Consider the following 24443-nt stretch of genomic DNA (forward strand, 5'->3'; position numbering starts at 1 on the left):
GCTCACCATAGTGTCCCCGCACGCGAAAAGGAGCTTTCCAAGATGTGCGACCTAGTCGTCATTGTAGATCAAAGGTGCATGGGCCGGTAACGGAACCTGAACAGGACCCCATGCGCCCCCGCTTTATCACCGGGGGCTTTTTTATGCGTAACGAACAGAAGTGTCTGTAAACGGAGCAAAGCGATGACACGTCAGATGACCGGAGCGAAAATGGTAGTCCAGGCCCTGAAGGATCAGGGTGTCGACACAGTATTCGGATACCCCGGTGGCGCTGTGCTACCGATTTACGACGAGATTTTTCAGCAGAACGGCATTCGCCACTTTCTGGTGCGCCACGAACAAGGTGCTGTGCATGCCGCCGAAGGCTACGCGCGCGCGACGGGCAAGCCCGGTGTTGTTCTGGTGACATCCGGTCCCGGTGCGACCAACGCCGTAACCGGCCTGACCGACGCGCTGATGGACAGCATCCCGATTGTTGTGCTGACCGGACAGGTGCCGACCTTCATGATCGGCTCGGATGCGTTTCAGGAAGCCGACACCGTGGGCATCACCCGCCCCTGCACCAAACATAACTGGCTGGTGAAAGACACCGACAAGCTGTCGGGTGTGATCCACGAGGCCTTCCATGTTGCCACGTCGGGTCGCCCCGGACCGGTGCTTGTGGATATTCCCAAGGATGTGCAGTTCGCCAGCGGCAGCTATACCGAGAAGGCAAAAGCCAAGGTCAGCCATTATCAGCCGCAGGTCAAAGGCGACATGGAAACGATCACGCAACTGGTCGAAGCCATCGAAAACGCGGAACGCCCGATTTTCTATACCGGCGGCGGCGTGATCAATTCCGGCCCGGGAGCCAGCCAATTGCTGCGCGAACTTGTTGAGGCGACAGGGTTCCCGATCACATCCACCCTTATGGGGCTCGGGTGCTATCCCGCGTCGGGCAAGAATTGGCTGGGCATGCTGGGGATGCATGGCCTTTACGAGGCCAATCTGGCGATGCACGACTGCGATCTGATGATCAACATCGGCGCGCGGTTTGACGACCGGATCACCGGGCGGCTCGATGCGTTCAGCCCGAAGTCGAAAAAAGCGCATATCGACATTGATCCTTCGTCGATCAACAAGGTGATCAAGACCGACATGCCGATCATCGGCGATGTGGGTCATGTGCTGGAAGACGTTCTGAAGGTCTGGAAAGCGCGGGGCCGCAAGGTGAACCGCGAAGGTCTGTCGAAATGGTGGGCCCGGATTGACGAGTGGCGCAAGGTGGATTGCCTGAAATACAAGCCATCCGAGAAAACGATCAAACCGCAACATGCGCTGGACCGTCTGGAAGCGCTGACCAAGGGCCGCGATCGCTATATCTGTACCGAGGTGGGCCAGCACCAGATGTGGGCGGCGCAATACCTTGGTTTTGAAGACCCGAACCGGTGGATGACATCGGGCGGACTGGGCACGATGGGGTATGGCACACCTGCGTCTATCGGCGTTCAGGTGGCGCACCCGGACGCGTTGGTGATCAACGTGGCGGGGGAAGCGTCCTGGTTGATGAACATGCAAGAGATGGGCACAGCGGTGCAGTATCGCCTGCCCGTCAAGCAGTTCATCCTGAACAATGAACGTCTGGGCATGGTGCGCCAGTGGCAGGAATTGCTGCATGGCGAACGCTATTCCCACAGCTGGTCCGAAGCCCTGCCCGACTTTGTAAAGCTGGCCGAGGCGTTTGGGGCCAAAGGCATCCTGTGCAAGGACCCGGCGGATCTGGATGACGCGATCATGGAGATGCTGGACTATGACGGTCCGGTGATCTTTGACTGCCTGGTCGAGAAGCACGAAAACTGCTTCCCGATGATCCCGTCGGGTGAGCCGCACAACAAGATGCTGCTTGGCGAGGCCAGCACCAAGGACGCGATTGGATCGAAAGGTGCCGTGATGGTCTGACGGATCGAACCGGCTTGCGCCGGTCCGACCGCGCGGGGCGCTGCCCCGGACCCCGGCATATTTATCAAAAGAAGAAGAACGCCATGTCACCGCTAAAGATCAAAAAAGGGTCGACCAAACATTCGGCTTACAATCTCCGCCCAACCTTTTCGGACGTGCAGGAAACCCACACCCTGGCCGTTCTGGTTGACAACGAAGCCGGCGTGCTGGCGCGGGTGATTGGCCTGTTTTCCGGACGGGGCTATAACATCGACAGCCTGACCGTGGCCGAGGTGGATCACGAAGGTGGCCTGTCCCGGATCACGGTTGTCACCACGGGGACCCCGCAGGTGATTGAACAGATCAAGGCCCAGCTGGGGCGGATCGTGCCTGTGCACGACGTGCATGACCTGACCGTCGAAGGCGGATCGGTTGAGCGCGAACTGGCGTTGATCAAGGTTGAGGGCGCGGGCGACAAGCGCGTCGAAGCGTTGCGGCTTGCCGATATCTTCCGCGCGCAAGTGGTCGACAGCACGCTGGAAAGCTTCGTGTTTCAGATCACCGGGACGCCGGAAAAGGTTGATGCCTTTGCGGATTTGATGCGTCCGCTGGGGCTTGCCGAGATCGCCCGGACCGGAGTTGCTGCGCTGTCCCGCGGCATCTGACCGATCCATCAGGACCGGGCCCTCCGTTGGCCCGGCCATTCGCATTAGACCGGCAGCGCGATCTTTCCCTGCACGCCGATTGCGGCATCAAGATACTTCGTCAAGTCAATGATATTGCGCGCGGGTTTCGGCTCGGCCTTGGCCGGTTCAGGCGCGGCTTCCGGACGGCTTGCCTTCAATTTGTTCGGCAAATCCGGTGAATGCGATTGCATCAGAAGCTGCGGATTGCTGGCTTTGCGCACGTTTTGCGTCACCGTGACGTCGAACTGAACCAGATCCCCGGCATCAAGGGGCGGTGCCTCGTGAATGCACTCCTCGGGTGTGTAGAACGCCAAATCCCCTTGATCTTCGCACCAGATTACAGCTTTTTGCGCGGTTGTGTCCGACCACAGTACGACGCCAAACATATTCTGCATTGTCATAATTTCAGATCCCCATCTTATGCCTCCACTGTGTTAAGTTTTGCCGCGTCAGAACACGGTGAAGTCTGCGTCGTTTCTGCAAAGTTTGTGTCAAAAGCGATTGACCCTGACGCGATTTCGCATCACCCTTGCCTCGAATTAGCGTCACGAGTTCTGAGACCTGACCGGGAACGCGACTTGGATCAGGAAATTTAATGGAAAGATGCAGTGTATTTATGCACTTGCACGCACCTTCCGGTAGCAGACAAAGGACGACGACAATGACACGGCCCAGCCCTTCTCAGCTTCGGGACACATTGGGGGCCAATTTACGCCAGTTGGCAAGCGGGACAGTGTCGATTTCGGCCCTGTGCCGAGATCTCGGGATCAATCGCACACAATTCAACCGCTACCTTACAGGTGAGAGTTTTCCACGCCCGGACGTTTTGTTTCGCATCTGCCAGTATTTCAATGTTGATGCCCGGATCATTCTGGAACCGCTGTCGGAGATTGGCACCGGGACACGGTCGCTGCTGTCACATCCCGAGGTCGAGGAATTCCTGTCTGCCGGGGTGTCGCAGCTTCCGGAACAGATCTTTCCAAGCGGGTTTTATCAATTCGCACGGCGCAGCTTTCTGGATGAAACACAGTTCATTCAGGGCCTGGTCTATGTCTACCGCGTCGACGGGGCCGCGTTTCTGCGCGGGTTCGAGGCGAGGGAAGCCATGGCGCAGCAGGGATTGCCCGCCGACGCGAAGACGCGCGAATTCAGGGGTTTGCTCTTGGCACAGGAGGGCGGCATTGCCGGGTTGGTCAGCCGTCGCAATTCGCTGACGACCTCATTCAACTTTCTGGCGCAGATCCCGTCGTTCCAGAACAATTACTGGGTGGGCTATACCGTGCGTACGGTCCGTGAAAGCCTGACCGGGTCACGTATGGCGCGGCTTGTCTATGAGTACCTGGGGCGGGACGGAACAAAGGTGCGCGCTGCCGCCCGCAAGGCGGGCTTTTGTTCGGCCGACGATCTTGTGCCCTACCAGCGAACGCAATTGCGGATTGACGAACCGTTCAACTAGGCGGGTCGGCTGGTCGGTTGACGGCACGGGATGTCGTGAATTGACGCGACCCGGTGCCGGTTGACGCGGAACGCTGCGGGCAGTTCCACAGACGAGGTGCGCCATGACCGCGATTGATCCCCTTCTTGCCGATGTGCAAAAACCCACGGCGCGGGCGCGCGGTTTGCCCAACGCGCATTATACCGATCCGTCGAAATTTGACGAAGAACGGGATGCCTTGTTCGGGGCAGGATGGGCCGGATTGGCGGTGGCGTCGGACGTGCCGGACAAGGGCGATGCGGTTCCGATCACGTTTCTGGGTATTCCGCTTCTCTTGATCCGGGGACGCGACGGGGACGTGCAGGTGTTTCAGAACATTTGCCGCCATCGCGGCATGATCCTTGTCGCAGAGCCGCGAAAGATCGAGGGGGCGATCCGTTGCCCCTATCATTCGTGGTGCTACAGCACGCAAGGCAAACTGGTGGCCACGCCGCATATCGGCGGCCCCGGTCACAACACGCACAAGGATGTGGATCACGACACGCTGGGGCTGATCGAGGTGCGCAGCCATATTTGGCGGGATGTCGTGTGGATCAACATGTCCGGCAAGGCCCCTGCGTTTGAAGACGCGATGGCCGATGTGATTGCCCGCTGGTCGGATTTCGAACAGCCGCTGTATCACGGCGGAGAGGACAGTCGCTTTACGCTGACCGTCAATGGCAACTGGAAACTTGCCGTCGAAAATTACTGCGAAAGCTATCACCTTCCGTGGATTCATCCGGGATTGAACAGCTATTCGCGGCTGGAGGATCACTACAATATCGAACTGGACGGCGTCACATCCGGACAGGGCACGCTGGTCTACCGGCAATTGAAAGGCGACACCGGGCAAAGTTTCGCGGATTTCGAAGCGCTGGATGCGAAATGGGACGCCGGGGCCGAGTATCTGTCGATCTACCCCAACGTGCTGCTTGGCGTTCACCGTGATCATGCGTTTGCCATCATCCTGTTGCCGGACGGGCCGGGCGTGACCAAGGAAGCTGTGCATCTGTATTATGCGACCCCCGCAACCGACGGCACGCTGCGCACGCGCAATGCGGAGATGTGGAAAGAGGTGTTCGAGGAAGATATCTTTGTGGTCGAGGGCATGCAGAAAGGCCGGCGCGCGCCGGGGTTTGACGGCGGGCGGTTCTCTCCGGCGATGGATGGGCCGACGCATTGCTTTCACAGATGGGCCGCGTCGCGGCTTGCGGATCATCGTGCGACCGCCTGATGGCAGATCTTCATGCAGATTTGCTGGCCGCCCATGCGACCGGGGATCCTGACGCATTGGTCGCCAGCTACGTCGCGGCCGCTGACCAGCAAGACGAGATTGAGGCGGTGTGTTTTTTCCTGACCAACGCATACGTCTTTGCGTTGGAGGCCGGTCACCCAAGAACAGGCGAATTGCGCGAAAGGCTGGCCGCCCATGGCCGCGTCTGACGCGGGGCGGACCGCGCCGAGGGTTACACCTTGGCGGCGTCGCCTTGTTTCAGGATGTCGTAAAGATGCCAGGTTGCGTGGCCCAGCAGCGGCAACGCGATAAACAGCCCCAGGAACCCGGGCAACAGCGCCAGAAACGTCACCAGAGCAATAAACAGCCCCCATCCCAACATCACGACGGGATGGCGCATCACGTATTGGAACGATGTGATCATGGCGGTCACGAAATCCACCTCGCGATCCAGAAGCAACGGCAATGCGATGACCGTGATGTTGAACAGCAAAATCGCGAACAATGCTCCGACGATGGATCCAACAGTGAGCATGATCAGCCCGTTTGAGGTCAGGTAAACCTCGATGGAACTGGACACATTGGTCATTGTGCTGAGCCCGAGGAACAGCGCAAAAATCATGTGTCCGATAAAGAACCAGAACAAGAAGACAATCACGATGATGGCACAGATCGACGGCAATTGACGGCGCGACTGGGACAGGATCACGCCGAACACTTCGGACGCGCGCAGCGGCGTGCCATATTCAAGCCGACGGCTGACCTCGTAAAACCCGACAGCGGCAAAGGGGCCGATCAGCGGAAATCCGATGGCCGCAAGGACAAGCCAGAAGGTTGTGCCGGTGCTGAGCGTGATCCAGGTGATCAGCCATCCGGAGAGCACATAGAACCCGGCAAAGACGAAGGCATAAAACGGCGCGCGGGTGACGTCGGCCCATCCACGCGCAAGGGCGGTTTTGATCGTGTCCGTGGTGACTGTGTCAAAATCCGGCACGCCTGGTTGCGGTGTGGTGGTCATGCTGCCTCCCGAAGTCCCATGAACAGGGGCATGAAACCGCCTTCCCGGCGGTTTGGCAACAGTTCGCGGCGCAGATGCGACGACGCATCTGCTGTTTTCCGTTACCGGAAAACATGCCCTAAAAATATGACTTTACGACCCCTGAGCCTCGGCGCGGGACTTGCCGGACACGTTTTGCGCAAGCGTTGCCGCCATGAAGGGATCCAGATCGCCGTCCAGAACGCCCTTGGTGTCGGACGTTTCGTGATTGGTCCGCAGATCCTTGACCATCTGATAGGGCTGCAGCACGTAAGACCGGATCTGGTTGCCCCACCCGGCATCGCCCTTGGCCTCATGTGCGGCGTTGATGTCCGCGTTGCGGCGATCCAGTTCCAGCTGGTACAGCCGCGATTTCAGCGCCTTCATCGCGATATCGCGGTTCTGGTGCTGGGACTTTTCCGAACTTGTCACCACGATCCCAGTTGGGTGGTGCGTGATGCGCACGGCAGAGTCGGTGGTGTTCACGTGCTGCCCGCCAGCACCGGATGACCGGTAGGTGTCGATCCGGATATCGGATGGGTTGATCTCGATATCGATGTCGTCATCGACCACCGGGTACACCCAGACCGAACAGAAGGATGTGTGACGCTTTGCAGCGCTGTCAAAGGGCGAGATGCGGACCAGACGGTGCACGCCGCTTTCGGATTTCAGCCAGCCATAGGCGTTTGGACCGGAAATCTTGTAGGCCGCCGATTTGATCCCGGCCTCTTCACCCGATTGTTCCGATTGCAGTTCAACTTCGTAGCCATGCGACTCGGCCCAGCGGACATACATCCGCGCCAACATTGATGCCCAGTCGCAGGATTCCGTGCCCCCCGCGCCCGAATTGATTTCGAGGAACGTGTCATTGCCATCGGCCTCCCCGTCAAGCAGGGCTTCAAGCTCTTTCTTGGCGGCCTTGTCGGCCAACGCCTTGAGCGCGTCTTCGGCGTCGGTGACGACCTCCTGATCGTCCTCCATCTCGCCCAGCTCGATCATCTCGATATTGTCGGATAGGTCTTGCTTGATCGAGGTGTAGGTTTCGATTGCGTCCACCAGCATCTGGCGATCCCGCATGAGTTTTTGCGCCGCGGTTGGATCGTCCCACAGGTTCGGGTCTTCCACACGCGCGTTGAACTCTTCCAGACGGTGCTGGGCCGTCTCCCAATCCAGACGCTGCTCAAGCAGGTTTACGGATTTTTCAATCTGTTCAACGATATTCTGGATTTCTGCGCGCATTGGCGATCCTGTTTGCTCGGGCCTTGGTGAGGGCAAGTGATAGACCAGCCCCGCCGCCCCTTCAAGGCGGCGGACGCGACTGGCTGTCTGCGATGGGGTTAGTAAAGCCCGCCGGAACTCAGCGTTCCGAAACTTGCCTTTGGTCCCACAATCGCGGTGCCCCCGCTGGAGGTGGTGACCTGTTTTGCCACCTGCCCCGCGCCTTCGAACAGTTCGAAATTGGAGCCCATGGCAAATCCGCCGTCGAACTGGATCCCGAAGATCGGCTCTTCGCCTTCACGGAAGCATTCGGCAACAACGCTGTCGCCGCTGGCGCTGTCCGAAAGGCGTGCGCCGGTGGTCCGGTCGATCTTGATGAACTGGCAGCTCTCGGGCGGGCGAAAATCGCTGCCGCCGTATTTGGCAACGGCCTTTTGCATAAACGAATTGAAGACCGGTCCGCACATGCCGCCACCCGACGCACCGCGCCCCAGGCTGCGGGGCTGGTCAAACCCGATGTAGCAGCCCGCCACGATGTTGGACGTGAAGCCAACGAACCAGACGTCTTTGGCGTCGTTGGTTGTGCCGGTCTTACCCGCCGTTGGCACCGGCAGGTTCACGGATTTCCGCGCGGTGCCGCGTTCGACCACACCCGTCATCATGGAGGTGAGCTGATAGGCGGTGACCGGATCCATCACGCGTTCGCGGTTGCTGCGCACGGTTGGTCCCTGCCCCGCTTGCAGACTGGCCAGGGTACAATCTTCGCAGACGCGCTGATCGTGCTTGTAGACGGTATTGCCAAAGCGGTCCTGCACCCGGTCCACCAGTGTCGGTTCCACCCGTTCGCCGCCATTGGCGAACATCGCGTAGGACGCGACCATTTTGTACAGCGTGGTTTCGTCTGCCCCCAGGGCGTTGGCCAAAACGCGGCCCATATTGTCATAGACGCCGAACTTTTCGGCATAGCTGGCGACGACATCCATCCCGACCTCTTGCGCCAGTCGGATGGTCATCAGGTTGCGCGACTGTTCAATGCCGGTGCGCAGTGGCGTTGGTCCGTAAAACCGGTTGGACGCGTTTTTGGGCCGCCACACACCTTGCGGTGTGTTGATCTCGATCGGGGCGTCGACAACGATTGTTGCCGGGGAATACCCGCTGTCCAAAGCCGCTGCATAGACGAACGGTTTAAAGCTGGATCCCGGCTGACGTTGCGCCTGTGTCGCGCGGTTAAACACCGAATGCTGGTACGAAAACCCGCCCTGCATCGCAATGACGCGCCCGGTGTTGACGTCCATTGCCATGAACGCGCCCTGCACCTGTGGCACCTGCCGCAAGGTCCAGCGAATAAAGCTACCATCATCGTCGGCTGTCATGCGGCGCACATGCACCACGTCCCCCACCGACACCAGATCACCGGCAACCTGCCCCTTGCGCCCCAGCGATCCGTCCTCATTGCGCTTGCGGGCCCATTGCACGTCGCGCGCCGGAATCCAGTGCCCGTCTTCATCATCGGGCACGCCTTCGATGCCGATCCGCGCATCATTGGTGCCGATCTCAAGCACCACCGCCGGATACCACGGGTTTTCCAGCCGGACATCGCGTGCAATGGCAACGTTGCTCAACGCCTCGCGCCAGGTGGCTTCGTCGGTCAACTGATCTGCCGGAAGGGTCTTGCCCGTGCCGCGCCAAACCCCTTGGGATCGGTCGTAGCGTTCCAGTGCGCGCTGCAGCGCGTCTTCCGCTTCGACCTGCAATTCCCGGTCCAGAGTCGCCCGGACACTGAAGCCGCCCGAGAAGAACTCGGCCTCACCGAAATCAACGCTCAACTGGCGGCGGATTTCGTCGGTGAAGTAGTTGCGTGGCGGCAATGCCGCGCGGAAGGGTTCGTAATCGCCGTTCTGTACCGATTTCAGCGGCATCGCGACCTCGGTCTCGTAGGTCGATTGGTCGATAAAGCCGTTCTCGAACATCTCTTTCAGAACGAAGTTCCGCCGCGCCAGCAACCGATCCTTGCGGCGCACCGGGTGAAATTCGGATGGTGCTTTCGGCATCGACGCCAGTGTCGCCGCTTCGTGCGGGGCGAGTTCCGTCAGGGCTTTGTTGAAATAGGTCTGCGCCGCGGCCGTCACGCCATAGGAGTTCTGACCCAGAAAGATCTCGTTCATATAGAGTTCGAGGATCTTTTCCTTGCTCAGCGTATCCTCAATCCGGGAGGCCAGAATAATTTCCTTGATCTTGCGTTCGACCCTGCGGTCGCCCGACAACAGGAAGTTCTTCATCACCTGCTGGGTGATCGTTGACGCCCCGCGCACATCCTGCCCGCGCGAGATCACCGCATCCACGGCCGCCGCCGCGATGCCGCGCAGATCGTATCCCTGATGGGTGTAGAAATTCTTGTCTTCGGCAGAAATGAACGCTTGTTTGACCAGATCAGGCACTTCGTTGGCCGGCGTGAACAACCGGCGTTCCTCTGCGAATTCGTCGATGATCTTGCCTTCAACCGAGTAAATCCGGCTGATCGTGGGCGGGGTATATTGCGCAAGGCTTTCGTGGCTTGGCAGATCGCGACCGTACATCCAGAAGATCGCACCAATGGCCAGCGCGACCATCATGGTGCCCATAGTCACGAGCGTAAAAATCGCTCCAAAGAAAGACAGGATGAATCTGGTCACTCTGTACCCCTGTTCCGGTTCACTACCCCTACAAAAATGGGGGAAGATGGTCAAAACACAATGCGGTGGTCTCCGGCATTGCGCCGCCTATGACGCAAGGTCATGGCGGGATTTATTTCTGCCTTAGCGGTGCTAGGGCCGCGTCCTCGTCGCGCCACGCGATCAATCCGTCACGCACCCCTGCGGCCATGCCCTGCCGCCAGATCGGATCGCTGAGGTTTTTCAGATCGGCATCGGTGGACAGGAACCCCACCTCAAGCAGAACCGACGGAATATCCGCCGCCTTCAACACCGAAAATCCAGCGCTGCGCAGCGGGCGTTTGTGCACGCGTCCGACAGCATTTTCGATGCCAGACAGCAGATGCCGGGCCAAGGCCTCGCTGCGCGGGGCGTTCTGCAAGCGCGCAAGGCTCATCAACACATTGGCAACCCGGTCATCCGAGTTGGTCAGGTCAACACCCGCCAGCAGATCATCCCGGTCGTGACGTTCGGCCAATGCGGCTGATGCGGCGTCCGACGCCTCGTCCGACAGGGTATAGACCGCCGCGCCCCGGGCCTCGCCTTCGGCCAACGCATCGGCATGCAAGGAGATAAAGATATCCGCCCCGGCGTCCCGCGCCGCCGCCACACGGGCCTCAAGCGACACGAAATAGTCGCCATCCCGGGTGAGAGACACGTCAAAGCCCCCTGCCCGGCGCAGTACCTCCTGCACCTCGCGCGCGAAGGTCAGCATCAGGTCCGCTTCGCGCACGTCGCCCCGTTCGGCCCCAGGGTCGATACCGCCATGGCCCGGATCAAGGACGACCCTCACCCGTTCCGGATCGCGTGGTTGCAATTGGGTGACCTCCGCAGGCACCGGCAAATCCCAGCGCGCGTCGCGTGGCGCGCCAGAGGCCGCATCGAACGCCGCCTGATCCGCGGCATCCAGCACAACGCGGATCGTGGCGCGCCCCGAGGTTACGTCTGTCGCCAGCTCTGCGGTATTGACCAGCATGGGGTCCGACAGTTCCGCAACAAGCCGCGACCAGCCCGGACGATACCCGCCCATGCGAAGCTTTCTGACACTGTCCCCGGCAATGAGGGTCTGAGGATCGACATCGCCCCATTGCACTTCCCGAAAATCCATGACCAGCCGGTTGGGCTGACCCAGCGTGAACACGCGCCACGGGACACCCTGACTGATCGTCAGGGTCAGTTCCGCCCCACCCCAGCGGTCCTCGAACGATCCGCTTTCAAAACGTGCCAATGCGCCAAGATCCTGCGCAAGCGCAGACCCCGTCAGACAGGCTGACAGCACAACAGCCAAAAACCGTTTCAAGACACCGCTCATTGTACACCACAGGCCTCTGATCGGGCCGTTGGCGAAACTATACCGGATTCGCAGGACCGAGGACAGGCTTGAAGCGCTATCCCAAATGCCCGTGCTGCGTCATGAACGTCTTCAGTCTGGCAAGGCCTTCGACGATATCCTCGGTCGAGCGCGCATAGGAAAAGCGCAACGTCCCGCCCCCGCGCACCGGATCGAAATCCAGCCCCGGCGTCACCGCGACCCCGGCTTCATCAAGGATCGCGCGCGCAAAGGCCCGGCTGTCCTCGGTCAGGTGCGAGATATCGGCATAGACATAAAACGCGCCGTCGGGCGGTGCGATGCGGTCAAACCCGGCGCCGGGCAATCCTTCGATCATCAGACGGCGGTTTTCCCGATAGACCGCCATGTTTGTCTCAAGCTCATCGCCTGCATCCATCGCCGCCAGGGCGGCAACCTGCGCGGCATGCGGCGCACAGATGAACATGTTCTGCGCAAGGCGTTCGACCTGACGCACCGATCCTTCCGGCACCACCAGCCACCCGACCCGCCAGCCTGTCATGCTGAAGTACTTGGAAAACGAATTGATGACGCAGACATCATCACTGATCTGCAGCGCAGTCACCGCCTTCTGATCATACTCGATCCCGTGGTAAATCTCGTCCGACAGGAACGTCGCGCCGCGCGCGTGTGCCGCGTCGATCAGCTTGGACAAGGCGGGCTTGCCCAGCATGGTGCCGGTGGGGTTTGCAGGCGACGCCACCATCATGCCCTCGTAGTCGACACCGGTAAGGTCAGACGGCTCCATTTGGAACCGTGCCTCGGCCCGGGTCTGGATTTCGACCGGAACAAGGTCGAGCGACTTCATGATCTGGCGGTAGGACGGATAGCCCGGTGCACCAAGGGCGATCCGGTCACCGGCATCAAAAAGCGCTGTGAAGGCCAAGATAAATCCGCCGGACGATCCCGGCGTGACAACCACACGCGCCGGATCCAGATCGACATCGTACCATTCCCCATACAGCTGCGCGATCCGCGCGCGCAGCGCCGGAAGCCCCAGCGCAACCGTATAGCCCAGCGGATTGTCGCGCATCGCCTCGGTCAGCGCGTCCCGTGCCCGCATCGGCGCGGGCGTGCCTGGTTGGCCTACTTCCATGTGGATAATGTGACGCCCGGCCTCTTCCGCCTGCCGCGCCGCTTCCATGACATCCATCACGATGAAGGGATCAACCGCCCCACGGCTTGAGTTCCGCATCAATCTCTCCGTAAACTGCTTGGTGGCAGACCTAGGGGCGAATACAGGGCAAGGTCAATGTATAGAGCGACACTGCATCTTTTGCGGATGACCGGGTTGGTCCTCTGCCTGACGGCTCTGGTCGGGGCTGCTCCGGTGCGCGCGGCTCAGTTGCTGCGCGATGCCGATATCGAATACGCGCTCAAGCAGCTTGGTGCGCCGGTTCTGCGCGCCGCAGGTCTGAGCCCCAATCAGGTGCGCATCCTTTTGGTCAACGACAACAAGCTCAACGCGTTTATCGTCGACACGCAGCACATCTTTATCCATTCCGGATTGCTGGCCAAACTCGACACGGCAGCACAGTTGCAGGCGGTTATCGCGCATGAAGCAGCGCATATTTCCAACGGTCATATCTCGCGCCGCATGGGCAATATCCGCACCGCCCGCACAGCCGCCGGTCTGGGCTTGGTGCTTGCCGCGGCCGCAGCAGCCGCAGGGGGAGGCAAAGCCGCGGCGGGCGTTGCCATAGGATCCCAAACCTCGGCCTTGCGCAGCTTTCTGGCCCATACCCGCGCCGAAGAATCCTCGGCGGATATCAGTTCGATCCGGTATCTTGTGCGCGCGGGCATCGACCCTCAGGGCGCGATCGAGGTGCAGGACATCTTTCGCGGGCAGGAAGCGCTGGCGGTGTCCCGCCAGGACCCCTACATGCGATCTCACCCTCTGACCCGCGACCGATTGCGGGCACTTCGGGGGCTGGTGGCCAGCGCGTCCGCCGCAACTCCCCCGGATCCGGCAGCGAATTACTGGTTTGCCAGGGCCAAGGGAAAACTGACGGCCTTCACACGTGCGCCGAACTGGACCTTGCGGCGCGCCGACACCAGCGGGTCTGCCGACATTGCCAGCATGCGCAAAGCGGTGGCCTATCACCGGCAGAGCAATCTGGGCAAAGCGCTGTCCAATATTGATGCCGCCATTGGCATGCGCCCCAACGATCCGTTCCTGCGTGACCTCAAGGGGCAAATTCTGCTCGAATCACGCCGCGCGTTCGACGCCGTGGCCGTCTACTCAGCCGCCGCGCGACTGGCCCCGCGGGAACCTTTGATCCTGGGCGGATTGGGCCGGGCGCATCTTGCAGCGGGAAACGCCTCTGAGGCGCTGCGCGTGCTGGAAGCCGCCCGAGGCCGCGATTTCGGCGATGCGCGCATTCTGCGCGACCTGTCCGTGGCATACGCAAAAACCGGCAATCCCGGCATGGCGTCGCTGGTCACCGCCGAACGCTACGCGCTGCAAGGCCGCCTGAAAGACGCCGAGATCCACGCAAAACGTGCCGAAGGCGTGTTGGCCCGGGGATCCGGCCCATGGAAACGCGCGCAGGATGTGTTAAATGCTGCGCAACGCGCCGGTCGGCGCTAGACCGGTTAATGGAGACACCGATGTTCAAATCCCGCCTTGCCTGCTCTCTTGCGGCGCTCATGATCGCCACCAGCCTTCCCGCTGCGGATCTTGATTTGTCCGATATGACCGACGCCCAGCGGGACGCATTCGGCGCGCAGGTCCGGGAATATCTGCTGGCCAATCCCGAAGTGATCATGGAAGCCGTACAGGTTCTTGAAAACCGGCAGGCCGAGGAACAGGCGCAAGGGGATCTGGCCTTGGTGGCAGATCACGCAGATGCCCTATTCAATGACGGGTATTCCTGGGTCGGGGGCAACCCGGATGGCGATGTCACGATTGTCGAGTTCTTCGACTATCGCTGCGGCTTCTGCCGCCGGGCACATCCCGAAGTTCAGGAATTGCTCGAAACCGATGGCAACATTCGCTACATCGCCAAGGAATTCCCGATCCTCGGCGAAAACTCCGTCATCTCGGCCCGGTTTGCACTGGCCGTGCGCGAAGTGGCCGGGGATGACGCCTACAAGGCCGCGAACGAAGCGCTGATCGCGCTGAATGCGGACATGCAGGAACCGGTGTTGCGGCGCCTTGCCGAAACACTTGGCCTTGATGCTGACGCAGTGATCGCCGCGATGGACGGTGACGCGATCACCGAACAGCTTGCCCAGACACGCGCGCTTGCACAGCAACTGCAGATCAGCGGCACCCCCAGCTTTGTCATGGGCGGCCAAATGATCCGGGGCTACCTACCGCTCGACGCGATGCGCGGCGTGATCGAAGAAGAGCGGAGTTAGACCTTTTACAGAAAGCTACGGTGATATTTTATCAACCGCTCAAAATGCGCGTCGAGCGATCGTTTGAGATGCGGCGCGTCTTTGACTGTCTGAATATAGTCCACCAGCCTCAAATACTGTGCAATCTGACGCGGCAAACGATTCGCTGGGTCGCGTCGTATTTGTAACTCTGCATCGTCCACAATCTGTACGCTTTGATGGACTGGTTCAGCAAACGGTAGCTCTTTTTTTACTGGCAAGGTCTTACCATTCATCAGACGGCTCTGTGCATCATATCTTGTGAAAAGAAACGCTTCCAAATCAGGAATTTGCGTCACTTCTTCCACAGGCCATGCGAGAACAAATCCGATCTCCCACACATCAATCTGACGGTTCGCAATAATGTCAGATCGTGCGCTGGTCAGATGGCGTCGTACCCGCGCACGAATACCATCTACTGATTGCCCGACGTAGATCGGTACACAATCCAGATCGCACAAAGCATACACACCTACATCATTCGTGAGTTGTTGCAGGGCGGCACTGCGAAAAGCTTTGGCGTCCATGCGCCTAAGCCGCAACCGCAGCAAAGTGGGGCACAACAAGCGGACGAAAGAGATGGCGGTCAAGATGTTCTACTACCGGCACAACAACGCCATCTCCGGCGACTTTATAAGCGTCATTATAACGTTGGGGCGCAATATAATCCCTTGGCAATCCCATCAGCGAGAGCGCTTCACGTGCGTCCAGCAGCCTCATACGCACCTTCTGTCCGTCCACAAATACTAGCGTCTGGCGAGACGATCCGCCTGCCGGGGTTCGCAAACAACCTGCAATCCCATCAAAACGAACTTCTGCGCGCTGACGTGTGGTCCCATCTATTCCTGGACGTCCACGTTTATACAATGTTCCGACCATCACTTTACCGGCTTTATTTGCCGCGTGGACTTTTTCCAGATTTTTGTCGTCCATCATTTGCAAAATCGCCCGGGTTTGCGATTGCGAAAACCATGCAGACGTTGGCGCGGCTTCGATGAAACCTGACAACTCGGGTACTGATTTCGTAGGCAAAGGCAAGTTCCACCATAACCAATTTTGCCGCAATCGAGCACTTCCGCGTTCTACAAAGCGCATGATCGGTTTATCGTGCCATGGTAGAACCGGGCTACCGCTCAGCATATCAGGCGAAACTTCAATATCATTCCGCACCGCAATGACAAAAATCCGAGGGCGCGATTGTGGGACAAACAATTGCGCATTGATATTGAGAGCACCGACCCGATACCCACACCGAATGATCCGTCGCAAAACCTCCCAAAGCGCCGTGCCTTTGTCGCGGGACAACATGCCAACTACGTTTTCGAAGGCGATAATTTTCGGAGAAAAGCCTGTATGTACTGCGCTCTCAACGAGATCGAGCCAAGGTGTAACAACGCTGGATCTCTTGCCCTGCAAACCGGCCCCTGCCCCCGCTAGGGAAAAGTCCTGGCACGGACTGGAAGCCCAATAAAGATCGATCGGTTGATACAACGCGGATATAGGCAGGTCGCGGATATCTCCTTCAATCAAATTGCCATCGGGCCAATTGGCGCGAAAAGTCGCGCATTTCATCGGGTCAACGTCATTGGCCAAAGCACACGACCAGTTGTCCCTCAAAGCAGCAGAGACCATGCCGCCGCCGGCAAAAAACTCCGCATATCTAGGATTGGTATCGAATTGATGCGCCATAACTAAACCTAGCTCAATATTTTCTGCCAAGTCGATACTAAATCATCAAGAACAAAGAGTGAACTATTCCGCGGCTTCGGCCGCCGCATCGAGCTCTGCTGCCTTGGTTTCGACCTGTTCAACGATGTGGTCAATCATCTGATCGTTGGACAGTTTGTGACTTTGCTTGCCCGCCAGATACACCATGCCGGACCCGTTGCCACCGCCAGTGAAGCCAACATCGGTCATCAAGGCTTCGCCCGGGCCGTTCACAACGCAACCGATAATCGACAGGCTCATCGGGGTCTTGATGTGCTCAAGCCGCTTTTCCAAAGCCTCAACTGTCTTAATGACATCAAAGCCTTGGCGCGCGCAGCTCGGGCAAGAGATGATGTTGACGCCCCGGTGGCGCAGGCCAAGAGACTTAAGGATCTCGTATCCAACCTTCACTTCTTCGACAGGGTCCGCCGACAGCGATACGCGGATGGTGTCGCCGATGCCCATCCAAAGAAGATTGCCCAGACCAATCGCCGATTTGATCGTGCCCGACATCAATCCACCGGCTTCGGTGATCCCAAGGTGAATCGGCGCATCGGTGGCGTCCGCCAGTTGTTGATAGGCGGCTGCGGCCATGAACACGTCGGACGCTTTGCAGCTGATCTTGAATTCGTGAAAATCGTTGTCCTGCAGGATCTTGATATGGTCGAGCCCAGACTCCACCATCGCGTCCGGGCAGGGTTCCCCGTACTTGTCGAGCAGGTGCTTTTCCAAAGACCCCGCGTTCACGCCAATACGGATCGAACAATTGTGGTCGCGGGCCGCCTTGATCACCTCTTTCACACGCTCAGATGATCCGATGTTGCCCGGATTGATCCGCAGGCAGGCCGCGCCCGCCTCGGCCGCTTCGATCCCGCGTTTGTAGTGAAAGTGGATATCAGCGACGATGGGAACCGGGCTTTCCTTCACGATCTCTTTCAACGCGCGGGAGCTGTCTTCATCGGGAACCGAAATCCGGACGATGTCCGCACCGGCATCCGCTGCGGCCTGAACCTGTGCGATGGTCGCTTTGACGTCCGGCGTCAGCGTATTGGTCATGGTTTGCACAGTGATCGGCGCATCGCCTCCAACCGGCACGTTACCAACCATGATCTGGCGCGATTTTCTGCGGTAGATGTTGCGCCACGGGCGGACGTGATTGAGGCTCATGCAGCTCTCCTCCGGCGGGAAGTGTCAACCAAACTGTACAGTTTTTCCAACCATATAGCTAGGCCCGCAGGCGGGGCGCTTCAAGCGTCAAGTGACCCGTTGGACGGGGTTATTCAGAGATTTGCGGCACAGCCAGTTCCGCCACAACCCGCGCCAGATCGCTATCTGCTTCGATCGAGGCAACCGAATACTGTTGCGACAGGGCGTCCACCGACAGCGCCAGATCAGATGTCACCGATCCGCGCGGGCCTGCCGGCCCATAGGTTTGGCCATTCATGGCGAAATAGATCGCCCCGGATTCGCCAACCCGCAATGTTGGAGGCTGTTCTGTTGCGGGCACCTGATAGGTGTCACCGGCATTCATGATGGTTTCATAAATCACGCTGCCATCTGCAGCGCGGACCCGGATCCAGGCAGGGCGAACCGCGACAAGCATCACGCCGGGTGCGGTGTCTTCCAGGATCTTTGGCTGACCAATGCTGGGTTGCGTAACCTGCGTGCCCATATCAGCCAGAACACGGTTCAGATCCCCGTCATTCTGCAAAACAGCCGGTTCAAGTGCGGCAACCAGTGTCGGCCCGTCCAGCGGCAGATCGGATGTCACCGTTCCTGCCGGGCCCACAGGACCAACGGTCCGACCGTTTACGGCAACATAAAGCGCGCCGCTTTCGCCGACATTCAGCAATGCATCGGCCTCGGACGCGGGAACGGTCCAGGTGTCCCCAGCTGCCATGACCCGTTCGAACAGGATTGACCGATCGTTGCCCCGGACGCGCACCCAAGCGGGGCGCGCCGCGATCAATGTGATGCCGTCTTCCGGCAACGCGCCGCTGGAGGCCAGTTGTGTGCCTGCAAAACTTTCCGCCGGTTCCAGATCAACCGATGGCAAGGACTGACCGGCAATCTGTGCAAATGCGCCGACACTGTTTGGATCCAGCGTTGAGATTGGCGCATCCCGCGCCACCAATACCGGCACATCAAGGGCTTGCGGGCGATAGAGCCGATCGAACGCTTCGGTGGTTGCAGGAGGCGTGAACACCCCTGCCCCGGTCGCGTCGGCCAATGTGTCTTCTGTCGCGTCACCCTCTTGCGTCGGCTGAAGGGTGGTTTGCAGCGGATCGAGATCAGACAGGACAACCGGTGTCTGATCAACCGGCGCAAGCTGCACGCGCTGGACTTCTTTCAGAACGGAAAACCCGCCATACCCAAGCCCGCCCAGAAGCAGCACAAGCACAAGCGTTGATCCAATCGCGCCGGGCTCTACGCGTGACAGGATGGAATCGCTGCTGGGGGCGAAGGGTAAAGCGGGCTGTGAAAACGGATCGCGGTTCGCCACCGGGCCCTTGGACGCCTTCACATCAATCTGTTTGCGCGACGATGCCGCGTCGGACATGCCATGCGCGGTTTCAAATCCACTTTCTGCACAAAACACCGCATAGGTGTCATCCGGGTCCATACCCAGATACCGTGCATAGGAGCGCACATACCCGGCGATAAAGCCGGGCGTGTCAAACGCGGTGGGATCACAGTTTTCGATGGCGGCGATGTAGCTGGCTTTGATGCGCAGTTCGCGCTGAACGTCCAACAGGGATTTGCCGAGGGTCGCACGTTCCCCACGCATGACGTCCCCCAATCGGAGTTCGAAATCATCGAATCCCCGAGGAGTTTCCAGAGTCGTCTCTTGCGATGGTTTTGGGGATTTACGCCCAATCATACCCGCTGCCCCTTGCCGTTCTTACCGTTTACACGTTGCCTGCGTTACACGTACCCGGTGAGTCGAGTCGCGCTTTTTATTACGCCTACGCTAACATACGACAAGGATTATTGCACGGTTTCCGAACGTTAAGCACTCAGTTCGGCACGATTCAGCGCACAATGCGCCCAGAGTTCATCCATGGCGTGTACCAATGTGTCGATCTCTTTCGGACCGTGCACCGGCGATGGCGTGAACCGAAGCCGTTCCGTGCCGCGTGGAACCGTTGGGAAATTGATCGGTTGCACGTAAATCCCGAACTTTTCCAACATCATGTCCGACATCTTCTTGGTGTGCACCGGATCGCCGACCATCACGGGAATGATGTGGCTGCCATGATCCACGATGGGCAGGCCCAGCCCCTTGAGACGCATTTTCAGGATTCGCGCCTGTAACTGGTGCTGGTCGCGCAGCGTCTGATCGGTTTTGAGATGCGCCACCGACGCCGCCGCACCTGCCGCAACCGCTGGCGGCAAGGACGTGGTGAAAATGAAACCGGGGGCATAGGACCGGATTGCGTCGCACATCTTGGCAGAAGCGGCGATATAGCCCCCCATCACGCCATAGGCTTTGGCCAAGGTGCCATTGATGATGTCGATGCGGTCCATCAGACCATCCCGTTCCGCCACACCGGCGCCGCGCGGGCCGTACATGCCAACCGCGTGCACCTCGTCGATATAGGTCAACGCGCCAAATTCATCCGCCAGATCACAGATCGCTTCGATCGGGCCAAAATCGCCATCCATCGAATAGATCGATTCGAAAGCGATGACCTTCGGGACGTCCGGATCGTCCGCGGCGAGCAATTCGCGCAGATGGTCGACATCGTTGTGACGGAAGATACGCTTGGCCCCGCCGTTGCGTCGCACACCTTCGATCATCGACGCGTGGTTCAACGCATCCGAATAGATGATCATGCCCGGGAACAATTTGGGCAAAGTCGACAGCGTTGCATCGTTTGCGATGTAGGCCGAGGTGAACAGCAGCGCCGCTTCTTTCTGGTGCAGATCGGCAATCTCTGCCTCAAGACGCTTGTGATAAACCGTGGTGCCGGAAATATTGCGCGTCCCGCCGGACCCTGCGCCGGTGGCATCCAGCGCTTCATGCATTGCGGCCAGAACCTTGGGATGCTGGCCCATGCCAAGATAGTCATTGCCACACCAGACGGTGATGTTCTGCTCTGACCCATCAGGCTTGCGCCAGACCGCATGCGGGAACTGTCCCTTCGTGCGCTCAATATCGATAAATGTCCGATACCGGCCTTCTTCATGCAGGCGGTTCAGCGCGTCGTCCAGTTTATCGGTATAGTTCACCGGCGTCTCCTTTTTGCCTGCGTTCTGAGTCGCTTAGACCTCAACGTCGGCATCTTAAGAACTTGGGATTGGATATAGATCGCATCCCTTCGTGGCAATCTTTCTAGGGAATGACTTACCGTCGCAGCCTTGATCTGAGTCAAGCCTGCCCGCCCGAACTGCGCGAGGCATGAAAAATTGTGTATTTTCGACATGACTTTGCCGTTGAACCGCTGCCCCGACAGCTCTGGACAGTGCGCGGCGCGGTGGTAGGGTCCGAAAAAATCACCAGACAAGGAGCTTTGACATGTCTGTAGACCCCGTACTTGCGCGCATCGATTCTGATCTGACAAACAGTCTGGACCGTTTGATGGACCTGCTGCGTATACCGTCGATTTCTACAGACCCGGCGTTCAAGACGCAGTGCGACCAGGCGGCCGACTGGCTGGTGGCCGATCTGCAGTCTATCGGCATCGAGGCCTCCAAACGGCCAACACCGGGACACCCGATGGTGGTGGGTCATGTCGATGGCCCCGGTCCGCACCTGCTGTTCTATGGGCATTACGACGTGCAGCCCGTCGATCCGCTCAATCTGTGGGACCGCGATCCGTTTGATCCGCAGGTCGAAGACACGCCTAACGGCAAGGTCATTCGCGGACGCGGCACGGCAGATGATAAGGGGCAATTGATGACCTTTGTTGAAGCCTGCCGCGCGTGGAAAGCCGAACACGGCACCCTGCCCTGCAAGATCACCTTCTTTTTCGAAGGCGAGGAAGAATCCGGATCGCCATCGCTTGTGCCGTTCCTGAAAGAAAACGCAGACGAGCTCAAAAGCGACATCGCGCTGATCTGCGACACCGGGCTGTTCGACAGCCGCGTTCCGGCGATCACAACCATGCTGCGCGGGTTGTTGGGCGAAGAGATCACCATCACCGGTCCCAACAAAGACCTGCATTCCGGCATGTTCGGCGGTGCGGCGATGAACCCGATCCGGGTGCTGGCAAAGATCATTGCCGCCCTGCACGACGAGGCCGGCCGCATCACCGTGCCCGGGTTCTATGATGGTGTTCCCGACCTGCCTGATGAGTTGATGGCGCAATGGGAAGGGCTTGGGTTTGACCATAAGGCGTTCCTTGGCAGCGTCGGTCTGAGCGATCTTGCCGGAGAGGCCGGGCGCAGCGCGCTGGAAATGCTGTGGTCCCGCCCGACCTGCGAAGTCAACGGCATCGGTGGCGGCTATCAGGGCGAAGGGTTCAAAACCGTTCTGCCCTCCAAGGCCAGTGCCAAGATCAGCTTCCGTCTTGTCGGCACGCAGGATCCGCACGAGATCCGCAAGAACTTCCGTGAAATGGTCCGCGCAATGGTGCCCGCCGATTGCAACGTCAATTTTAAGGAACATGGCGCAAGTGCGGCATCGGTCATGTCGACCGACAACCCCGCCTTTGAAAAAGCCCGCGACGCGTTAAGCCAGGAATGGCCCCAAGAGGCCGCCTTTATTGGCAGTGGCGGATCAATTCCTGTCGCCGGGCATTTCCAATCCTTGCTGGGAACAGAGTCGATGCTGATCGGCTTTGGCAAGGACGACGACCAGATTCACAGCCCAAACGAGAAATATGACGTGGAGAGCTTTCACAAAGGCACACGCAGTTGGGCGCGCATTCTGGATGCGCTCAGCCAAGGATAATGCCCCAGACTGAATTAAGGCGAAGCTTTGACTTCGCCGAGATTCACCACATCAATACCCCGGGCCAGTCGCAGACCGTCCAAACTCTGGTCACAATTCCTAGCGAAATCTTAACGCATGAAAAGAACGCTCAGGAAACAGGACCGCAATGACTTTCTGAGCCGCATTGAGCGGCTCGACCCGAAGTTTGCCGCTCTGCCGCAGGAAGCCCGCGTCGAGCGCAAGCCGTGGGAAGTTGAAAAATCCGGCCTCTCTAAGGCGGAAAAGCCCGTGCTTATGACCCTGCTTGGCTTTGGTCTGGCGATTGGCGCTTTGATGGCCGTCAACGATCCCGCGCGGGTTCAGACGCTTTTGCTGACCTCGGGCTGGCCCTCCCAGTTCCTGACCTACGCCATGAACGGCGTGTCGATCCTGGTGATCGGCCTTGCGATCTTCTTCCTTGGAAACCTGTTCCGGATCGTGAACCCGCGCGCCAGCGGCCGCTGGAACGCAGGTGGGCTGGTGATCGGCGCCATCGCGGCTGTCGGTATGTTCAGCCTTCCGGACAGCTATGTGCAGGCCGGGTATGAATATGCCGGGTTCAACAACGCCACCGAAATTCTGGACTACGCCCAGGAACGCACATTACAGTTGGCAAGTATTGACTGGGCAAGCGTCGTGATGGTTTCCTCAAGCGCGAAATGAGCGCGCCCCGGACCTTTCGGACAAACGGACAAACACTTGCATTCGACGTGACCGGGACCGGTCCGCCGGTTCTTTTGCTGCACGGGTTTCCACAAACCCGCGCGATGTGGCGTCCCTATTTGCCACGCCTCGGGCAGTCTTTTACCGTCGTCACAGCCGATCTCAGAGGCTACGGCGACAGCAGCAAACCACGTCATGTCGAAGACATGAGCTTTCGGCTGATGGCATCTGACATGGCCGCGCTGATGGCATCGCTGGGTCATTCGGCGTTCCACGTCGTTGGACATGACCGGGGCGGACGGGCAGCGCACCGGATGGCCCTTGACCACCCCGATGCGATCAAAAGCCTGACCGTCATGGATATCGTGCCAACCGAGCACCTGTTGACGCATATGACGACCGACATCGCCCGTGCCTATTATCACTGGCTGTTTCTGGCACAGCCTGCGCCGTTTCCGGAAACGCTGATCGGGCATGATCCGGACGCGTATTTCGAACGGTGCTTGCTGGGCTTTGGCAAGGCCGCGCTGGATGACTTCGATGCGGAACTGCTCCTCGCGTACCGGACCGCCTGGCGCGATCCGGACTGCATTCGCGCCATGTGCCACGATTATCGCGCGGCCATCGAAATTGACTGGCGCGACGACCAGAAAGACCTGCAGCGCCGCGTCCATTGCCCGGCGCTTGTTCTGTATGGACAGGACGGGGCGATGGCGCAGCTATTGGATGTGCGCGCAACCTGGGATGACCGACTGTCGGACATGCGCGCGCAGGCCCTTCCGGGCGGCCACTTTTTCCCAGACCAATCGCCGGGCGACACACAGGATGCGCTTTTGGCGTTCCTGAACAAGATCATCTAAGAGGGGAAAATGGCGCGGTTGACGGGGCTCGAACCCGCGACCCCCGGCGTGACAGGCCGGTACTCTAACCAACTGAGCTACAACCGCGCATTTCACGCTGATCCGTTTGGCAGTGGTGGCGCGGTTGACGGGGCTCGAACCCGCGACCCCCGGCGTGACAGGCCGGTACTCTAACCAACTGAGCTACAACCGCTCACTGCCGCCCGCATCTGGGCGTGACGCGGGTTCTATGGTCAGTGCTCTGCCCCGTCAAGCACGATTTCGCATGCTATTCAGTTTTCTCGCTATCTACGGAAAAGCTTGCCCATAGAA

General features: G+C 59.3%; 21 protein-coding genes and 2 tRNA genes. 10 read left to right on the forward strand and 13 right to left on the reverse strand.

Going from position 1 to position 24443, the window contains the following annotated elements:
* Positions 1-183: 183 nt before the first annotated feature.
* Complete coding sequence (locus MWU54_RS01445; RefSeq protein ID WP_247080283.1) at positions 184-1938, forward strand: acetolactate synthase 3 large subunit; 1755 nt, start codon at positions 184-186, stop codon at positions 1936-1938.
* Positions 1939-2021: 83 nt separating this feature from the next.
* Positions 2022-2582, forward strand: coding sequence for an acetolactate synthase small subunit (gene ilvN / locus MWU54_RS01450; RefSeq protein ID WP_247080285.1), 561 nt, complete (start codon positions 2022-2024; stop codon positions 2580-2582).
* A gap of 44 nt (positions 2583-2626) precedes the next feature.
* On the opposite strand, the gene MWU54_RS01455 is transcribed toward ilvN, so the two are convergent.
* Positions 2627-2989, reverse strand: coding sequence for a hypothetical protein (locus MWU54_RS01455; RefSeq protein WP_247080286.1), 363 nt, complete (start codon positions 2987-2989; stop codon positions 2627-2629).
* A gap of 275 nt (positions 2990-3264) precedes the next feature.
* Here MWU54_RS01455 and MWU54_RS01460 point away from each other — a divergent pair, with 275 nt between their 5' ends.
* The 3 genes from MWU54_RS01460 (at position 3265) to MWU54_RS01470 (ending at position 5520) form a co-directional block, all read left to right on the forward strand.
* A complete protein-coding gene (locus MWU54_RS01460) occupies positions 3265-4059 on the forward strand; it encodes a helix-turn-helix transcriptional regulator (protein ID WP_247080287.1) in 795 nt (264 codons plus the stop codon).
* Positions 4060-4162: 103 nt separating this feature from the next.
* A complete protein-coding gene (locus MWU54_RS01465; protein ID WP_247080288.1) occupies positions 4163-5311 on the forward strand; it encodes an aromatic ring-hydroxylating dioxygenase subunit alpha in 1149 nt (382 codons plus the stop codon).
* Positions 5311-5520 (forward strand): hypothetical protein, encoded by a 210-nt coding sequence (locus MWU54_RS01470; protein ID WP_247080289.1) that lies wholly within the window; start codon positions 5311-5313, stop codon positions 5518-5520. Before MWU54_RS01465 ends, MWU54_RS01470 begins: the two co-directional genes overlap by 1 nt.
* 23 nt (positions 5521-5543) lie before the next feature.
* Here MWU54_RS01470 and MWU54_RS01475 read toward each other — a convergent pair whose 3' ends face one another.
* The 5 genes from MWU54_RS01475 to MWU54_RS01495 form a co-directional block, all read right to left on the reverse strand.
* Positions 5544-6329, reverse strand: coding sequence for a DUF2189 domain-containing protein (locus MWU54_RS01475; protein WP_247080290.1), 786 nt, complete (start codon positions 6327-6329; stop codon positions 5544-5546).
* A 132-nt stretch (positions 6330-6461) separates the two neighbouring features.
* A complete protein-coding gene (gene prfB / locus MWU54_RS01480) occupies positions 6462-7586 on the reverse strand; it encodes a peptide chain release factor 2 (protein ID WP_247080291.1) in 1125 nt (374 codons plus the stop codon).
* Between the two features lie 98 nt (positions 7587-7684).
* A complete protein-coding gene (locus MWU54_RS01485) occupies positions 7685-10237 on the reverse strand; it encodes a PBP1A family penicillin-binding protein (RefSeq protein ID WP_247080292.1) in 2553 nt (850 codons plus the stop codon).
* A gap of 112 nt (positions 10238-10349) precedes the next feature.
* A complete protein-coding gene (locus tag MWU54_RS01490; RefSeq protein WP_247080294.1) occupies positions 10350-11567 on the reverse strand; it encodes an N-acetylmuramoyl-L-alanine amidase in 1218 nt (405 codons plus the stop codon).
* A 76-nt stretch (positions 11568-11643) separates the two neighbouring features.
* A complete protein-coding gene (locus MWU54_RS01495) occupies positions 11644-12798 on the reverse strand; it encodes an aminotransferase class I/II-fold pyridoxal phosphate-dependent enzyme (RefSeq protein ID WP_247080296.1) in 1155 nt (384 codons plus the stop codon).
* 57 nt (positions 12799-12855) lie between these two features.
* On the opposite strand from MWU54_RS01495, the gene MWU54_RS01500 reads away from it, so the two are divergent.
* Positions 12856-14193, forward strand: coding sequence for a M48 family metalloprotease (locus MWU54_RS01500; protein WP_247080298.1), 1338 nt, complete (start codon positions 12856-12858; stop codon positions 14191-14193).
* Positions 14194-14213: 20 nt separating this feature from the next.
* Positions 14214-14966, forward strand: a complete 753-nt coding sequence (locus tag MWU54_RS01505) for a DsbA family protein (protein WP_247080300.1) — start codon at positions 14214-14216, stop codon at positions 14964-14966.
* A 5-nt stretch (positions 14967-14971) separates the two neighbouring features.
* Here the strand turns inward: MWU54_RS01505 and MWU54_RS01510 are convergent, their stop codons facing one another.
* From MWU54_RS01510 to hemA, 5 genes are all read right to left on the reverse strand, one after another.
* Positions 14972-15511 (reverse strand): GIY-YIG nuclease family protein, encoded by a 540-nt coding sequence (locus MWU54_RS01510; protein ID WP_247080302.1) that lies wholly within the window; start codon positions 15509-15511, stop codon positions 14972-14974.
* Positions 15512-15515: 4 nt separating this feature from the next.
* Positions 15516-16673 (reverse strand): DNA cytosine methyltransferase, encoded by a 1158-nt coding sequence (locus tag MWU54_RS01515; protein ID WP_247080304.1) that lies wholly within the window; start codon positions 16671-16673, stop codon positions 15516-15518.
* 63 nt (positions 16674-16736) lie between these two features.
* Positions 16737-17858, reverse strand: a complete 1122-nt coding sequence (ispG, locus tag MWU54_RS01520; protein WP_247080306.1) for a flavodoxin-dependent (E)-4-hydroxy-3-methylbut-2-enyl-diphosphate synthase — start codon at positions 17856-17858, stop codon at positions 16737-16739.
* A 109-nt stretch (positions 17859-17967) separates the two neighbouring features.
* Positions 17968-19479, reverse strand: a complete 1512-nt coding sequence (locus tag MWU54_RS01525) for a helix-turn-helix domain-containing protein (RefSeq protein WP_247080307.1) — start codon at positions 19477-19479, stop codon at positions 17968-17970.
* Between the two features lie 221 nt (positions 19480-19700).
* Positions 19701-20924 carry a 5-aminolevulinate synthase gene (gene hemA, locus MWU54_RS01530; RefSeq protein ID WP_247080308.1) on the reverse strand — a complete coding sequence of 408 codons (1224 nt, stop codon included), beginning with the start codon at positions 20922-20924 and terminating at the stop codon, positions 19701-19703.
* Between the two features lie 286 nt (positions 20925-21210).
* Between hemA and MWU54_RS01535 the strand changes: the two genes are divergently transcribed.
* From MWU54_RS01535 to MWU54_RS01545, 3 genes are all read left to right on the forward strand, one after another.
* Positions 21211-22587: a M20/M25/M40 family metallo-hydrolase gene (locus tag MWU54_RS01535; protein ID WP_247080309.1), complete on the forward strand. Its 1377-nt coding sequence runs from the start codon at positions 21211-21213 to the stop codon at positions 22585-22587.
* Positions 22588-22704: 117 nt separating this feature from the next.
* Positions 22705-23271 carry a hypothetical protein gene (locus MWU54_RS01540; protein WP_247080310.1) on the forward strand — a complete coding sequence of 189 codons (567 nt, stop codon included), beginning with the start codon at positions 22705-22707 and terminating at the stop codon, positions 23269-23271.
* Positions 23268-24131, forward strand: coding sequence for an alpha/beta hydrolase (locus tag MWU54_RS01545; RefSeq protein WP_247080311.1), 864 nt, complete (start codon positions 23268-23270; stop codon positions 24129-24131). Before MWU54_RS01540 ends, MWU54_RS01545 begins: the two co-directional genes overlap by 4 nt.
* A 10-nt stretch (positions 24132-24141) precedes the next feature.
* Here the strand turns inward: MWU54_RS01545 and MWU54_RS01550 are convergent.
* Together MWU54_RS01550 and MWU54_RS01555 are read right to left on the reverse strand one after the other, a co-directional pair.
* A tRNA-Asp gene (locus MWU54_RS01550) sits at positions 24142-24218 on the reverse strand.
* Positions 24219-24247: 29 nt separating this feature from the next.
* Positions 24248-24324 (reverse strand) — tRNA-Asp (locus MWU54_RS01555).
* Positions 24325-24443 lie beyond the last annotated feature (119 nt).

Source organism: Marivita sp. S6314 (genome assembly GCF_023015985.1).
Classification (GTDB): Bacteria; Pseudomonadota; Alphaproteobacteria; order Rhodobacterales; family Rhodobacteraceae; genus Marivita.

What these genes read in the sequence shown, in the direction of transcription:
- MWU54_RS01525 (WP_247080307.1), bottom strand. Translation starts at nt 19,479, where the DNA reads ATGCGTGGGGAACGTGCGACCCTCGGCAAATCCCTGTTGGACGTTCAG.
- prfB (WP_247080291.1), bottom strand. Translation starts at nt 7,586, where the DNA reads ATGCGCGCAGAAATCCAGAATATCGTTGAACAGATTGAAAAATCCGTA.
- MWU54_RS01490 (WP_247080294.1), bottom strand. Translation starts at nt 11,567, where the DNA reads ATGAGCGGTGTCTTGAAACGGTTTTTGGCTGTTGTGCTGTCAGCCTGT.
- MWU54_RS01460 (WP_247080287.1), top strand. Translation starts at nt 3,265, where the DNA reads ATGACACGGCCCAGCCCTTCTCAGCTTCGGGACACATTGGGGGCCAAT.
- MWU54_RS01475 (WP_247080290.1), bottom strand. Translation starts at nt 6,329, where the DNA reads ATGACCACCACACCGCAACCAGGCGTGCCGGATTTTGACACAGTCACC.
- MWU54_RS01500 (WP_247080298.1), top strand. Translation starts at nt 12,856, where the DNA reads ATGTATAGAGCGACACTGCATCTTTTGCGGATGACCGGGTTGGTCCTC.
- MWU54_RS01445 (WP_247080283.1), top strand. Translation starts at nt 184, where the DNA reads ATGACACGTCAGATGACCGGAGCGAAAATGGTAGTCCAGGCCCTGAAG.
- ispG (WP_247080306.1), bottom strand. Translation starts at nt 17,858, where the DNA reads ATGAGCCTCAATCACGTCCGCCCGTGGCGCAACATCTACCGCAGAAAA.
- MWU54_RS01535 (WP_247080309.1), top strand. Translation starts at nt 21,211, where the DNA reads ATGTCTGTAGACCCCGTACTTGCGCGCATCGATTCTGATCTGACAAAC.
- MWU54_RS01465 (WP_247080288.1), top strand. Translation starts at nt 4,163, where the DNA reads ATGACCGCGATTGATCCCCTTCTTGCCGATGTGCAAAAACCCACGGCG.
- MWU54_RS01540 (WP_247080310.1), top strand. Translation starts at nt 22,705, where the DNA reads ATGAAAAGAACGCTCAGGAAACAGGACCGCAATGACTTTCTGAGCCGC.
- MWU54_RS01545 (WP_247080311.1), top strand. Translation starts at nt 23,268, where the DNA reads ATGAGCGCGCCCCGGACCTTTCGGACAAACGGACAAACACTTGCATTC.
- MWU54_RS01510 (WP_247080302.1), bottom strand. Translation starts at nt 15,511, where the DNA reads ATGGACGCCAAAGCTTTTCGCAGTGCCGCCCTGCAACAACTCACGAAT.
- MWU54_RS01495 (WP_247080296.1), bottom strand. Translation starts at nt 12,798, where the DNA reads ATGCGGAACTCAAGCCGTGGGGCGGTTGATCCCTTCATCGTGATGGAT.
- MWU54_RS01470 (WP_247080289.1), top strand. Translation starts at nt 5,311, where the DNA reads ATGGCAGATCTTCATGCAGATTTGCTGGCCGCCCATGCGACCGGGGAT.
- ilvN (WP_247080285.1), top strand. Translation starts at nt 2,022, where the DNA reads ATGTCACCGCTAAAGATCAAAAAAGGGTCGACCAAACATTCGGCTTAC.
- MWU54_RS01515 (WP_247080304.1), bottom strand. Translation starts at nt 16,673, where the DNA reads ATGGCGCATCAATTCGATACCAATCCTAGATATGCGGAGTTTTTTGCC.
- MWU54_RS01505 (WP_247080300.1), top strand. Translation starts at nt 14,214, where the DNA reads ATGTTCAAATCCCGCCTTGCCTGCTCTCTTGCGGCGCTCATGATCGCC.
- MWU54_RS01455 (WP_247080286.1), bottom strand. Translation starts at nt 2,989, where the DNA reads ATGTTTGGCGTCGTACTGTGGTCGGACACAACCGCGCAAAAAGCTGTA.